Origin of the sequence: Acinetobacter rongchengensis, from assembly GCF_003611475.1 — a bacterium.
GTDB classification, from domain to species: Bacteria; Pseudomonadota; Gammaproteobacteria; order Pseudomonadales; family Moraxellaceae; genus Acinetobacter; species Acinetobacter rongchengensis.
The window spans coordinates 1-15,341 of record NZ_RAXT01000043.1; the positions used below are offsets into that span (position 1 = coordinate 1).

Sequence of the window (15,341 nt, forward strand, 5' to 3'; positions counted from 1 at the left end):
TTGGTTGGCACGTCTGGTTGCCGCCATATCCACAGGGAAATCCGAAAGCTTCCCACTATTGATGGTTACTCCAAACACTTGCTTGATGATGGCAACCCGCGTTGCCTCGCTTTCCATCGAATTAAAAAGGATGGTCAAGAGTTTGCATTGATAGAAGTGGATACTTCCGACAACAAGAATAAGTTATCAACGCTGCTGTTGAAACAGCAGGATGTGTTGTTTGATTGGGAACGAACAATCCGAGAACTGGAAATTAGGTTATTAAAAAGCTCCTTGGTTTGGCCAAGCAAATTTCTTAAAAAGATATTCGGCAGTGGATTTAAACGCGTTTCTCATCCAAAGTCCCCATCCGAAAGCAAATCGTTGTTGGACCAAGAGACGATCCTTCGTTGGGCTGAAAGGGTTTGTGGAGACATGGATTAATATCAACAGTGTGATTACTGAGCAGAACGCACTACCCTCACGCAAATGGAATAATGAGCAAGATGATTGCCAATCTGTATGAGGTGTGATAGAACGTTCATGTCGAAAGAGTGCAGACCGGATGGTAGCCCGGTCACTACCTACGCAAAGGTGGCAACTCTCCCTCTTTTGGGTATCCGCGACACCAGAACCAGCTTTTTTGCTGGGCTTTTGGTGTGTCTGCGGGAATCCCAACCTCTTGTTGGCACACCTTCTTCAACTACTTGTAACTGAGAGGTGTTCGCCCATGAACCTTACATCAAATACTATTCTTATCACTGGCGGTGCAACTGGTATTGGCTTTGCGTTGGCACAGCAACTTTCTGATCGGGGAAACCTCGTTATTATCTGCGGGCGAAACGAAGCAGCGCTACGCAAGGCACAGGTAGCAGTGCCAACTTTAATCACACGTGTCTGCGACGTTACCGATACTGAGAGTCGCCAATCAATGGTCGAATGGCTAAAAACCGACCATCCTAATCTCAATATTCTCATCAACAATGCGGGTGTTCAGTACCATCGTGATTTTAACCACGATCCTGCTGGAGAATCGCTTGATCAAGAGGTGGCTATTAATTTAACTGCCCCCATCCATCTGATTATTGAGTTATTGCCCCTCCTCAAGCAGCAGGAACAGGCTGCCATTATTAATATCAGTTCAGGCCTTGCCTTTTCACCGATGGCGGATGTTCCAGTTTATTGCGCCACAAAAGCAGCGATTCACTCCTTCACTCTCAGCCTTCGTCATCAGTTGAAATCGACAGGTGTTCGGGTCGTAGAAATTGCTCCGCCTATCGTCGACACTGGTCTTGGTGGCGGTACACGCAGTGAAGGAACATCCAACCGCATGATGGTCACACCGGAAGAGTTCGCTACCGAAACGATGGCTCAGCTTGAAGCAGGCCAGAATGAAGTTCTTGTGGGCGTTTCAGTCGATACGCGACGCTTAGGCGAGGCTCTGTTTGAACGAATAACACTAAATATAAAAAAATTGGAAGAATAATTTATTAAATTATTGTTTTTATGTGGTTATTGGTGATGTTATGAATAATAATAACTTTTTTCTTGATGAATTTTACCTAAAAAAATTGATCAGATAATTTTCTTTAAATGTCATGCATACATAAATTTGACAGTTTGAAGGGATCGGTATGTGCATTTTTCACAAGGTTAAAGATCGACCATAAATGTGATAAACGGCAGAGGATCATTGAAAAATGAATGGATTTAAACACTACATGTATGCACGAAAAAAAGTATCGCTGCGGTTCTGCTGACAGGCTGTATTGAGCATTGAATGCAAATGATGTAGTAATTGTCTACAGGCTATAGGACCAGCATGAAGAAGAATGAAATGTAGTTGCCAATTTATAACCTTGGTTGAAAAGCATAGCATTGTTATTCGGAGAAGTGAGGTAAGCCATCCTTCTCTTATTCATTTAAAATGATTCTTACTCAACTGATCTCGACTCATGGGCTGGTTCCAATTAGACGGATAATAACTTCCATCCCCTATCTTTTTCTTACCACATTTCTTGCATTTAATCCCTTCTTTGGAGATTTGATTCAGCATCACTGTTGTCGGTTGAATCAAATCAATGACATAGTTCGTTGGTTCAGGAAAAGCAGAAGAGGCTGCTTTATTGCAAAAGAGAACATTCGGATCAAATGGATTGGATTGCACAAAAGCCATGATACAGCCACAGAGTAATTCACCTGCATGTAATCTGTAACATCCATTCAGGTCATCAGACGAAGATTAATCTGAAATTTAAGCACTAAACGCCATAAATCTATGTATGGGCAGACTTTTTTGAGACATATGTTGATAAACATGCGGCAAGTTACATTGCTTAAAAGTCTATCTAAGTTAACGATCTATTCAATTCTGGATAAGTAATCTGAATATTACGATCCTAAATTACCCGAAGAGTATTAAGATTTCTAAGAATCGTGATTGTTGGTTTATTTGGGAAATTAATCAGTGGATTGAAGCAAAGATGATGGCTCATTAAGGATTGTGGGCTTCGACTACTTAAATTTTAGGTATTTTGAATAAAGCATATTTCAAAAATCTTAATTAATGGATTTAAATTACCATAAAAACCTTCAATATTGGCTTGAATCCATTGTTGTTGAGAGTCAATGCGAGACCAATCAATACCATAACCACAATGAGCAATCAGATGCTCAAAGAAAATCCGTTGTGTACGTCCATTACCTTCACGGAATGGGTGTATGACATTAAGCTCACAATACAAGTCGGCAAGTTGAGGAATCAGTTGTTGTGGTGCTAAGCCTTGAAAGTATTTTTTTTCTTGAAGCGTTTTGAGTAGTTTATTGGTTTCAATTTCAATACGGGAAAAATTACAAAAACGGGTGTCACCTTTGGAAATATCGATTTGTCTTAACTTTCCTGCCCAGTCGTATAAGTCGCCAAAGAGCTGCGCATGAATTGATTTTAAGTATTGTAAGTCGTAAGGTGGTTCAGCATATTCAATTAAGTTACTTGCCAATCCAGACAGTTCTAGTTCAGCTTGTTCTAAAATTTGTTCATCATGAATATTGAGTTTGTTCTTTAGGATATTTGTGCCAGGGTAACAATACAGGCTGTCACCCATTTCCCCATATTTATCCATACATGCACCTGACTAAGTTTCGGGTTGCGAATACTTCTTATATTTTTGCAAGATTTCAGCTTTACTTTGTTGAGTTGTTTGAGCTGTCGTTGTAATGCCTTCAAGCTTTAGGCTGGCTTGATAGTTTTGCGCACGTGTCGCTTGAATATATTTTTTTTTCTGTTCAGTGGTTCTGAGCATTTCGAAACTCCATTGATGCTACACGTGAAGTAAGTATAGCAGAGAATCTTTTTGATCAATGCTGCATACACAGCATTTCAAAATGTAATACAACGGTATTGTTTCATGTAATAACAGAAAACTAAAAAAAAGTGGAAGAATTTTTAAAATTTAGACCACCCATGATAAGTAAACCATATGTATTTGTTGATAATTGTAATTTTGAGAAAATTTAGTTGATAAATTAAATGAATTTTAATATACAAAGATATGCTCATTTTTTATATCGATAAAAATGTTAAAATTTGACTATTTAGTAAAAAATATAGAGATATTTATGGGGCAATTTATCATGCCCTTTTGCTTTGAGCGACAAAATGTTCAATTTAAGATAGTAAAAATTAACTCAGAACTACTGAAAATCAAAAAGATTAAACAGAGCCAGAAAGTAGTAGTACAAGCAAAGTTCAAAATAATCTATGTGAAAATTTGGCAAAAAATATTGCTATTAATGCAAACGGAGCCATGCTTACGTGTACATTCTAATTATGTTGCAATCTTACAGTTGATACATAATCTTGATGATTTTATCGAAAAATCACAGCAACACTTGTGCTTTGAGAGAAAAGCTCAGAAAGAGCTGGATGCTAAATTTTTTGCTAGATTTTTTAAGCTGACAAAAAATTCAATAAAAGATCAACTCATACCAAATTGTGCGGATTTAAATGAATTTTACACATACAACTCGATAAAAATTTAATTGAAAATGAATATGCAAATGACTGAACGAGAAAAGCGATTTTTAGAGTTAGCAGAAGAATTTCAACAAGATTATTGTCTGCTACGTGATGAAGTTGTGAATACACAATTTCTCGATCTATCAGATGATTTGTATGAAAAAGTTCATGCGCTATATGAGAAGGCGCAACAGATATACGGCTATATATCTAGTACGAGGCAAATTGGTAATTATTATTTGCTAGCTTGTTTAAGTTATTTTGCATCTCCTGATACTAGTAATACGCAAAATTTAACGTCTCAACGTTATCTGATTCTGCAAGCAAGTTTTTTAACTTATCGACATTACCAAGATTTTTCAAAAATTCCTAAAGGTGAGAATAAGAAAAAACAGGTCTGTGATCTCTTGCGTTATGTATCACGATATGTGCTGCATTCTAGTAATGCTGAATTATTTGAAGAATGCAGTAAGCTATTAAATCGTTATGTCATGTACGAACGTAGCTTGAAAAACGAGGATCGTAATCAACTTTTTAATATTAATGATTTTCAAGAAATAAAAGTAATTGAATATTTATCGGCACTATTGATCATATTTATACGACTAGATGATCGTAGTGTTGTTCTTCGTCAACGTAAGTCAAAAGAACGGAAAGCTTTACAATGGCCAACTAAAAACGAAGTCAGAATATTTCGTGAAATAAAATCAGGTAAGCAAGAAGATGTCGGATATAACGCAAAAATCAGTTTTCATGATGCCTCTCTTCACAAAGATGAAGATGGTGAAATTGAGCTTGCAGACGCTGAAGTAGAGTTATATTCAGAAGATGAAAAGACTAAACAATTTAATCATATAATTAGTGATTATGTTGCGCATTACACGCGTCATCGCCAACGCCGGCATGCTCCATTTATTACAAATCCTCATTATTTAGCGCCGGACGTACTGAAGCAAGTTGTATATGTACTAAGAGCCGAATTATTTGGAAACTGGAAAGATGCTGCAATAGCTGCTGCATGTTTATTATCACTGTTGACAGGATTATCACCCGTTGCACTGATGAATTTTAACGAGCTTATTCAAGATGGAATTTTGATCCAAAAAGGTTCACGAAAACGACGGGAATATTTACTCAATTTAGATTTAAAAATTTCAGAGCAGAAAATACAGCGTCTTAATCATGTGCGATGGAATGAAGAGATGTCGCATCAACTACATCTACCTGCGGCATGGTTTGACTACATCGAGCAAGGAGATAATCCATCTATATCTTCAGCTTATATTAATACCAAGCTTAAGAAATGGCTTGATAATCAGTTTGTAGGTTCGATCACCGTTGAAAAACTTCAAGCACAATTATATTTTCATATATGTTATGAAACATTTAATGAATATCTTGCACATGTGATCGCGGGCCGGGATAGTCAGCATCATATGCCCGGTATTTTTTATGGCGGGCTTCCAAAGGCTCAACTGGATACTACATATCTTTGCTATTTAGAAACAGTGCTTACACCGCATTCTGCTCAATTTGATGAAGACACAGCAGAACTTAATATATTGCAACAAAAATTTAAAATTAGATCTGCTTTATCTATAGGTCGGATAGGGAGCCAACTTGCACTTGCACCAAATTTCGTACAAGAGCAATTTAATTACTTACATAAGCACTGTGAAGAGAATATTCAAAAACATAAACATATCATTAATCAACTGAATGCATATGCCTGCTGGATGTGGCATGTTAGTTTGTTGTGTTTAACAAATCGACCTAAAGAAAGTCTGTTGGGTCAATTGGATGATTACTGTTTTGAACTCAAGCTTTTATATGTGAATGATAAGAAAAATAGTAAGGCAAGAAAGGATGGTCGCTTTATCCCATTATCTGATTTTTTCATCAAAGCATTGCAAAATTACACTACTTTTTTAGAACAAATTATTGAAGCATACGGTTTATTTTTTAGACAAGTCTTTGTAAAGAAGAAAATTACTATAAATGATCTTTTTGGAATGGTCCTAGTTAGTAACGAGAGCCTTCCGATGACTGTCAAAGAGTGGCAGAGTAAAAAAATTAAGTTAATCCCGTTATCAAGGAGCTGGGTAAATGCCTATATGCGAGAGATTTTTCCCAGAAATATGTATTCAAATTGGTTACGCCATTTTGATATGAATTTTTTGATGCATGAGCAGCAAGAGGGTAAACCATCATTAGCATTTAATTTAATTCAGGCCCTTTATGGTCATGACCAACGCGACCGCGAGGCGTTTCATCCTCATTCTTCCGTTATTCCGAATGTATATGTGCAACAAGTACGTCAGCAGCTTCTAGAGAATATTAAATCTCTATCAATTCAACACTTAGAGCGAAAATAGTTGTATGCAAGAATTTGAAGAACTAATAAAACCGCGACTAGATAAACTATTTGTTGATATGGGGAATTTGGTGCAGAAGTGGCTAGATAGACAGCCTTTTTCACCTGAAGTACTGCCACAAGATATGCAGCAAAAAATTGATCAGCAGGTCAAGGAAAAATGGCATGATCTTAAAGATGGAGTTGAATATTTGAGTCGTAAATTGAGCCGAGCTGAACAATCCAAGCTGATGCAATTTACTGAAAATGAATTTAAGAAAAGAAGGAAGCAATTCAACCTTACACAGCTAAATGGAAAACCATACAAAATAAAGCTAATTCCAAATACAAAGCGTATTGTGCTTCCTCGAAAAATTGAAAGTACGGAGTCCCGGTTAAAACAGGGGCAGTTACATGCTCAGGTACTTAATGAGTTGAAACAATATTGGAAAGAATCACTTGAATATTGGGATGATTCTCAAAGTTTATGGGGGAATTTATGCTTAAGTTTGATCTATATTTCAGGCTGTTCAGACGAACAGCATCTGATTGCCATCCAGAAGCAATTGCAGGATGCCATAGAACTTGATACAGATTTGAATTGTTTACATTTATATCATTCCGGCTACAAAAGGATCACGAATCCATTGTTATTGCATTATCGTGTTGAAAACTCCCAATATGGTAATGACGTAGAACAGAGAAAGTTATACCAGTGGAGGCATGTCTTTTTAAATCCATATGCTCAGTTAATTTTGCAATATTTGAAAAAATTGAAAGAGACTCATAAAGTATATCGTCTGCAAGTATCTATACAAGCCTGTATTTTGGAAAGCCTAAGCAAAATTGGTTCGAAAAAAAGTTTGAGCGATCTAAAATATCAAATTAAACGCCGTGGATTTCGTGCATTTAATGATGTGCAGATGGTACTTGAATTTAATCCCAAACTTAGTTTAGATGTTTTTTTGAGTAATGTACTACAACAAGAGATTCATACTGTTTCTTTAAGACCATCTGAATCAAGCTTGCTGTGGAGTCACAAGCGTGATCAAGTCGTTGAACCAGTCAATCAAACTATTCAATTTGAGCAAGAGCAGTTACATATTGAAGTTCCTACAGTTCATCGTAAATTACAAACGATTCCGTACGAGTTGATGTTGTTTGATCAAAAAAAGAGTAGAGCTAAAAAAGTTGAACGTTTAGATAAAAAGAAGAACAGAGAAGAGCGTACGATTCGTCATTGGAAAGAAACCCAGAGTGCTCTAGAGCAGAAGATGCATGATGCTAATACTGATGAACTATTTTTAATCGAGGCGCAACTACGCTTAATTCAATGGTTATTACATTTGAAAAATAAAGGACTTCAATTATCAACCATTGAAAGCTATTTAGGATCTTTTGGTAAAGAATTTATATTTGAAATTTGGCTCAATAAATTAGATTTAAAGCAACAATCTAGTGATGATTATGAAGATTTGTATCGGCAGCTCTTGAACTACAGTAGTGAGCGTGATGAAAAAGCAACTCAACGTGAATCAGTGAAAGGAAAAACCTCTAAGAAAATGCATCAAACCGCACAATACCGTTTTGGGCGTCTGAAAGATTTTCATAAATTTTGCCAAGAGCACTATGATGCGCCAGAGGTATTGGTATTACAGAATTCAAATTTTAAACATTTACAAATTTGCAATGCACGCTTAGTGAGTCCTTCGTTATTTGGCAAGCTGCTGGAACAATTAGAAAGCTTAAGCCAAGAACCTACGGCATCAGAATGGGGGGATCATCTAAGTTGTTTAAAGTTGATGTATTTATTGAGTTATAGAACTGGACTTCGATTAAATGAAGTCCGTTGTCTTAAAATACAAGATGTTATCTGCCCAGAATTACTCTTTAAGGATGGTAAAAGTTCAATTTTTAATAATATAACGCTTCATATCCGAGACAATTCATATCGACGTTTGAAGTCGCAAAGCGCAAATCGTCAAATACCCTTGAAAATTGCCTTGTCAGATCATGAATTTTTAGTAGTACAACATTACATCCAACATCGATATAAGCAGTATATGACTGATTATCAAGATGACCTACTTTTTAGTGTGAATCAACGTGTATTAACTGATCATTGTATTAGTAAAATTACAGTAGATTTGTTTAATCGAATATTAGGTATACACCATGGATTTAGTTTTCACACACTGCGTCATAGTGCAGCGAACTATCTCGCAATAACGTTGCTTGGGTCAAAAGAAATGGTCCATACGTATACTGATTGCGGTTGGGGAAAAGCAAAAAAGATGCGGGATTTATTGTTCGGTGTAAAAGCACGGGCTGATGAAGAAATCATCCAACATAAGTGGCAGGTGCTTGCAGCATGGATCGGGCATAGCAGTATTGAACAGACGGCTTCAAATTACCTTCATGTTTTGGATTTATTAGCAGTCGATCGAATTTATAATTTGCCGTGTATCATTTCAAAAAAAGTATTAGAACAGTGTTTTGGTCCAGTGAAGTCAAGTACAGAGTACATAAACTTAAATCGTTATACTCAGCAGCAGAAATGGTTTGATTCTTATCATCAGCAAACACAGCCATTCACAATGGTTGGCCAACAAGAGAAGAAGTTTAGTATCGAGAATAGTACTCTGACACCTTATCAACGTTTGATAAATTTTAGAGATGCCCGTAGCAAAGATCCCCAAGCTCAAGTATGGCTGCAGCGATGTCAATTGATGTGCACTAAATGGATGAGCCCCCAAAAATTTAACTTAAAAGTTGAAAATATTGAGGGAGAGATTATAGATGAAGGTTGGTTTGAGGATCTTCACAATAAAGCCAGGAAATTGTCTCGTTCTAATGAACGCAATACCTTCCTTGATTTGTACGATCAAGAAGAGAATAGGCCTGACATATATCAAAGAAAGAACAAGATTGATGCTCTAAAAATATTATTACACTTTGGTAAGTTACGTAAGAATTTTTTGCATTTTGTATGTCGAGATCAAGACGATGAGCAACGAATTAGAAGTTTTATTGCTGGAATGAAGCCAATATTAGGAGAAGAGCTAAATTTAGGTATACAAAATTATCCAGTTAATATGAATGCACCTGAGCGAAGAGTTCAATTCAGTTTTCAAAGAATAGACTCTAATAAAAATGTGACAGTTCTGGTTTTATTTAATCTAATGTTAAAAATCATGCAGGAAGATGAGCTTTGGATTAAATAGCCTAAGCTAACTAAAAGGTATTGTTTAAAAATTTCTTTGGTCATAAGTAAACGGCTTTTTTGCTCAAGCCTATACCTTAAGTCTACCGTACAACGAATTGGTGCTCTTACAATAAATCCTTGATCAATCGAGGAAACATATCGATAGGGTAAGCTCAACCACAAGATAAACAGGGATCAAATTAAGCTTATTCTGAGGCAGCTTGGGCAAATTTAATCTTCAAATCTTTGGGCAACAAAGCCGAGCGTTACCGAAATCGAGGTAAAAGACTGCGTATGGGATTTCTTTTAATTGTTGGAATTTACAATATAGAATTGAGAAAGAAATGATTTGTGTAAGAGAACTATTGTTATTCGTATAATTTTAAAACAAGATATCAACTATTTAAAATTGTGATTTTAGCATTTTAAGCATGCCATTAATTCGGTTTGATTAAATTGCAAAGGGGATAATAATGCTAGAAGATGAAAATAACCAACAACTTGATCCAAAATATTCATTGCAGGTTGATTGTGCTTCAGCTTTGAATTTTGTTTTACAGCAAAATTCAGTTCCTCTGATTCGACAAATCCTAATCTCTTCAACTGAAACGATTTCTGGTTCTCGAATCGTTATTCGTTCTAATCCTGATTATTTCAAAGAACACACTATCAATATTGCGAACTTGGAAGGCAATCAATTCTTGGCTCTTGATAAGCCAAAATTAGTTTTTGATATCAAACTATTGCAGGAGTTACCTGAGAATCTTAAAGGCAGTATTGAAATCCTTTGGTTGAATGAAAAGGAAGAGATACTGGCAGAGCAGCGGGCAGAGATTGATTTATTAACCATTGATACTTGGGGTGGGGAACGCCAACCCATAGAATTATTGGCGAGTTTTTCACAACCCAATGCTTCAGCACTCAGCCCAATTTTGGTTAAGGCCAGTGAAATTTTAAAAGCAAAAGAACTAGGTTCATTAAGTGGTTATCAAGAGCGAGATAGAGATTCTGTGCTATCTCAACTGAATGCCTTATGGGAGTCTTTATTACAACAAGATATTCATTATATTGTTAACCCAGCAAGCTTTGTTAAATCGGGCCAAAGAATACGTTTGGCAAAGCAGATTTTTGACGAGAAGTTAGCATGTTGTTTAGACACGACAATACTTTTAAGTGCCTTGGCTGAACAAATAGGCTTAGATACTTTACTTATTATTGAAGAAGGACATTCGTATCTTGGGGTTTGGTTAAATGAGACGCCAAATGTTGACTTGATCATTGATGATATTCAAGCATTAAGAAAGCGTTATGATTTGGGTGAAGTTGTTTTTATAGAAACAACGCTGCTCACACAACAAGTAAAGTTTGCATCCGCACTTGAAACAGCAAAACAGTACATTAAAGATGAATCCCGCCAGCATAAGTTCTATCTTGCGATTGATGTTCGCCAGTCCCGGTTGCGTGGCATTAAACCAATTTCCTCATATCAGGATAAGAAAAATCATCTGGATGAAACAGAAATTGAATGGGCGCCTGCATCTATTCCTGTATATGATGTTGAACGTCCTGTAGAAAGTAAAGCCACGCGGGTTGACCGCTGGTTGCGCCGTTTGCTTGATCTAAGTCTCCGTAACAAGCTCTTAAACTTTAAGGACAATCGTTACAGCATACCCTTACAATGTTCTGAGTTAACACTGGGGAAACTTGAAGATGCATTGGCGAACCAAGAGGGTTTCTTATTTAAGGGGATTGATAGCATCTCGCTAAAAGATGTCCAGCGTGACAATGAAAGCCAACATATCAATCAATATGTTGATGATAGCCTGTCCAGAAAACTATTGTTTAGTCCACTTGATACACCCTTACTGGAAAAGCGCCTAATTGAGGTTTACCGTGCCTCACGTACTGCTTTAGAAGAGGGAGGAGCGAATACACTATTTCTTGCTATTGGCTTTCTGGAATGGAAAGAGTCAGAGCGTTCAAAACGCACTTTTAAAGCGCCACTACTACTTATTCCTGTGCAGATCACCCGCGAGACCGCTAAAACAGGTTATCGCCTGTATATGTATGATGATGAGCCTCGCTTTAATTCAACTTTATTACAATTATTAAGACAGGATTTTGAACTAGATATTTCGGGTTTAAACCCTTTGCCGGCAGATGATTCTGGGATAGATGTTAACCAAGTCTTACATATTGTGCGTAAGGCTATTGTGAATATACCAGGATGGGAAGTTAAAGCTGAGGCTGCCATTGGTCAGTTCTCATTTTCAAAATATTTAATGTGGCTTGATTTGTCTACACGAATGGATCAACTTAAAAATCAATCTGTAGTAAATCATCTGATTGAATCACCACGAGAACCATTCATTAAACAGGATGATTTTCCGCAACCCGCTCAACTAGACCAACGATATCAACCTCAACAATTATTTACACCGTTATCATCTGACTCGTCACAGTTAGCAGCAGTTATGTCCGCCGCATTAGGACGTACTTTTGTACTTTCTGGCCCTCCTGGGACAGGTAAGTCCCAGACCATTACAAATATGATTTCACAGTGTCTAGCAGATGGTAAATCTGTGTTGTTCGTTTCTGAAAAGATGGCAGCTTTAGAGGTTGTCTATCGTCGTTTGACACAGATTGGCTTGAGTGAGTTGTGCTTGCAGTTACATTCTTCCAAAGCGCAGAAAATGCAGGTTTTGGATCAACTGCGGGAAAGAGCACAGAAGAACAATGACCCATATTTTCTAAGTGCTCAGCTAAAGACAACAGAATGGCAAAAGTTGTCGGACAAATTAATCCAGTCTCGTGATGAACTGAATCAGCATGTAAATAATCTCCATACCGTACATGCGATCGGTTGGAGTCTGTATGCCGCAATGAGTGATGAACTTTGTTATCGGGATACACCACATCTACGTTTTCCTGAGATTGAAATTTCAACACTAACATCAGAAAAGCGTGAGTTGCTGAATAAGACGGTGACACAAGCAGTAAGCTTGCGTCAGCTAGTAAATGAAAATGCTAAAGACGTATTGGATGGATTTGCGGAGGGCTTGTCCGAACCTATCTGGAATCTGGCATGGCAGGAGCAATATCAACTATTACAGGACCAACTTGTAGGTCAGATACAACAATTACAAAAGTCTATTTCTGCTTGGCAACAGGTTTTTGGATTCAGTGAAAAGCAGAATCTGAGTCAGGTTAATCAGGATGTTGCGATTTTTAAAGCAATATCTAATCTGGTTCAGCAAACAGACTTAAAACTCTTAAATGCGATTAAAGATATCGATTTAAAAACCATTACCCAGACAAAACACTTAACGCAAGATCTTAAGCAACAGCGTTCTTCATTAGTAGGGAAATACCAATCTCAAATTTATCAAGCAGATTTAAGTCAAATTGGCTTTAAATGGCGTGAAGCAGAATCAAAAATGTTCCCATTTTCATGGTTTGCTAAATTCCAGCTGAGAAACTTAGTCAAAACTTATCAAGACTCAACTCAACGCCCAACAGCTTTGGCAGTTGCCCATGACTTACCAATCTTGCAGCATATCCAAAGCCAACAATTACAATTTACTGAATGTGAAAAACTGTTAGCGAGTAAGCTTGGTTCTTATTGGCAGGGTGAAGATAGCGCATGGCAAAGTTTTGAAGCTATTCACAATCAGTGGCAAGAAATTAAGCAGATAGTTGCGTTGTCAATTACTGATCAAGCAACTTTATTAAAAGCTGTAGAGTTTAGTAAAAATCATACTTTGGATGAGCTGACACAGAATATCGCTCAGGTGGAGAATACGTTTAGGCAATTGCTGAATGATCATGTCCTGAAGAGTGATACTGCGATTACCTCATATTCAGATATTGATTTTAATAAAATTATCGAAAGACAACAGCAGTTGCAGCAACACAGTTCATCTTGGAGACATTGGTTAAATTGGCAGGCTATAAAGAGCCAGTTGATTCAACATGGGTTAAAACCATTGGCATTTGAGCTTTTGAATGCCCCATTGAATGTGGATGATGCCCTAAAACGCCTGAATATTAATTTAGCGAGACACTGGATTACGCATCAATTTAGTCAGCATCCAGAGTTAAACCAATTTAACAGCCAACAACATGAACAGAAAATAATGTCCTTTGCCCAGCAGGATAAAGAACACCAACTTTCTGCAAGTCAGGAAATTATTCACCGTTGGAATAATATTTTTATAGAACAAAACCACTACAAAGGGCAATGGACTGTTCTTAACAAAGAGTTGGGTAAGAAACGCCGTCATATTCCTGTACGAGAGTTGATGCGTCAAATTCCTGATGTTTTAGTTGGCTTGAAACCATGTTTATTAATGAGTCCATTATCAGTTGCCCAATATCTGGACACAGAAGCAAAATTTGATGTAGTAATTTTTGATGAAGCATCACAGATTCCTGTATGGGATGCAATTGGTGCATTAGCGAGAGGTAAACAGTCAATCGTGGTGGGTGACAATAAACAAATGCCACCAACCAGTTTCTTCGGTAAAGGCGATTCTGAAGAAGAGGTTGATGAGGAGGTGACTGAAGATCTGGAGAGTATTTTGGATGAATGTCTTGCTGCTCAGTTACCAGAATTAGCTTTGAATTGGCATTACCGTAGTCGTTATGAAAGTCTCATTCAATTTAGTAATCAGAAATACTACAAAGGTGGTTTATTTACTTTCCCTGCACCTGTTGCTAAGGATACAGCTGTAAAACTACATGTGGTTGAGGGTGTATACGACAAAGGTGATACACGTACCAATAGTAATGAAGCAAAGGCAATTGTTGAATTTATTATTCAGCATTTACAGTCACAGTTAGGGCAAGAGAATCCTTTGACTTTAGGTGTGGTCACTTTCAATATGACTCAGCAGAAGTTGATTGAAGATTTGCTGGATAATGAATTGGCTAATCACCCTGAGTTAGAGACATTGAGTAAGTCAGGCATTGAACCTTTATTTGTTAAGAATTTAGAAAATGTGCAAGGAGATGAACGTGATATTATCGTTTTCTCAATTACTTACGCAGAAGACCGTGATGGTCGATTATCTATGAACTTTGGCGCGCTTAATCGTCAAGGTGGTCAGCGCCGTCTAAATGTAGCAATTACTCGCGCTCGTCAAGGATTACATGTTTTCTCTGCTTTGAGTCCTGAAGAAATTAATTTGGCACGCACTAATAGTGAGGGTGTAAGGGATTTAAAAGACTTCTTAGTTTTTGCTCGTAGTGGTCAGTTGCATTTAAATTATGCTGACCAAAGTAAACAGCAGGCTAAAAAAGAATTCCTACAGTACCTACAAACTAAGTTGCAAGAACAAGGCTGGAGTGTGGACCTTGGTATAGGTCAGGGAGATAGTTGTGTAGATATAGCAATTAAGGATAATTTGAATTCAGGTAGTTATCTTGCAGGTATTATAGTAGATGGTGAAAACTACGCTAAAGCAGCTACAGCAAGAGACCGTGATCAGCTCAGACCAACAGTATTAAATGGGTTAGGCTGGCAGGTATTATCAGTGTGGACAGTTGATTGGTGGCTGGATCCAGAGCAGAACTTAGCTAAATTGGTAAAAGAATTGGATGAGATCAAAATTAATCAACAGGTTGCTTAAATTGTCTGAAACCTTAGGGATGAAAAGCATGCTTTAAATCAACTCATTGACTTGGGTTGCATGGTCCATGCGAGTCGTAAATTCTATGAACTATATGTGACGGGGAAAAGTCAGATCAATGAACAGGCATTTTTAAGGGTCATCAGATTAAGTGCA

Annotated in this window: 9 protein-coding genes; 6 read left to right on the plus strand and 3 right to left on the minus strand. The window is 37.2% G+C overall.

Features of this window, described 5'->3' with window-relative positions:
• Together D7V20_RS14715 and D7V20_RS14720 are read left to right on the plus strand one after the other, a co-directional pair.
• Nucleotides 1-423 (plus strand): Tn7-like element transposition protein TnsE (locus D7V20_RS14715; RefSeq protein WP_235831649.1); only part of this gene is annotated, 423 nt, incomplete at its 5' end.
• Nucleotides 424-709: 286 nt separating this feature from the next.
• A complete protein-coding gene (locus D7V20_RS14720) occupies nt 710-1,465 on the plus strand; it encodes an SDR family oxidoreductase (protein WP_120384914.1) in 756 nt (251 codons plus the stop codon).
• Nucleotides 1,466-1,897: 432 nt separating this feature from the next.
• Here the strand turns inward: D7V20_RS14720 and D7V20_RS14725 are convergent, their stop codons facing one another.
• The 3 genes from D7V20_RS14725 to D7V20_RS14740 form a co-directional block, all read right to left on the minus strand.
• On the minus strand, nt 1,898-2,155 hold the full coding sequence (locus D7V20_RS14725) for a hypothetical protein (RefSeq protein ID WP_004726728.1): 258 nt from the start codon (nt 2,153-2,155) through the stop codon (nt 1,898-1,900).
• A gap of 349 nt (nt 2,156-2,504) precedes the next feature.
• The gene (locus D7V20_RS14735; RefSeq protein WP_004826955.1) at nt 2,505-3,101 is read right to left on the minus strand and encodes a putative adenosine monophosphate-protein transferase Fic; all 597 of its coding nucleotides are present in this window, start codon (nt 3,099-3,101) and stop codon (nt 2,505-2,507) included.
• A gap of 12 nt (nt 3,102-3,113) precedes the next feature.
• Complete coding sequence (locus tag D7V20_RS14740; RefSeq protein WP_002125865.1) at nt 3,114-3,281, minus strand: YhfG family protein; 168 nt, start codon at nt 3,279-3,281, stop codon at nt 3,114-3,116.
• Nucleotides 3,282-3,555: 274 nt separating this feature from the next.
• Between D7V20_RS14740 and D7V20_RS14745 the strand changes: the two genes are divergently transcribed.
• From D7V20_RS14745 to D7V20_RS14765, 4 genes are all read left to right on the plus strand, one after another.
• A complete protein-coding gene (locus D7V20_RS14745) occupies nt 3,556-4,020 on the plus strand; it encodes a hypothetical protein (protein WP_235831650.1) in 465 nt (154 codons plus the stop codon).
• A 12-nt stretch (nt 4,021-4,032) separates the two neighbouring features.
• Nucleotides 4,033-6,372: a hypothetical protein gene (locus D7V20_RS14750; protein WP_039047812.1), complete on the plus strand. Its 2,340-nt coding sequence runs from the start codon at nt 4,033-4,035 to the stop codon at nt 6,370-6,372.
• 4 nt (nt 6,373-6,376) lie between these two features.
• The gene (locus tag D7V20_RS14755) at nt 6,377-9,574 is read left to right on the plus strand and encodes a tyrosine-type recombinase/integrase (protein ID WP_039047813.1); all 3,198 of its coding nucleotides are present in this window, start codon (nt 6,377-6,379) and stop codon (nt 9,572-9,574) included.
• A 454-nt stretch (nt 9,575-10,028) separates the two neighbouring features.
• Nucleotides 10,029-15,185 (plus strand): DUF4011 domain-containing protein, encoded by a 5,157-nt coding sequence (locus tag D7V20_RS14765; RefSeq protein ID WP_104442400.1) that lies wholly within the window; start codon nt 10,029-10,031, stop codon nt 15,183-15,185.
• The last annotated feature ends 156 nt before the right edge of the window (nt 15,186-15,341 follow it).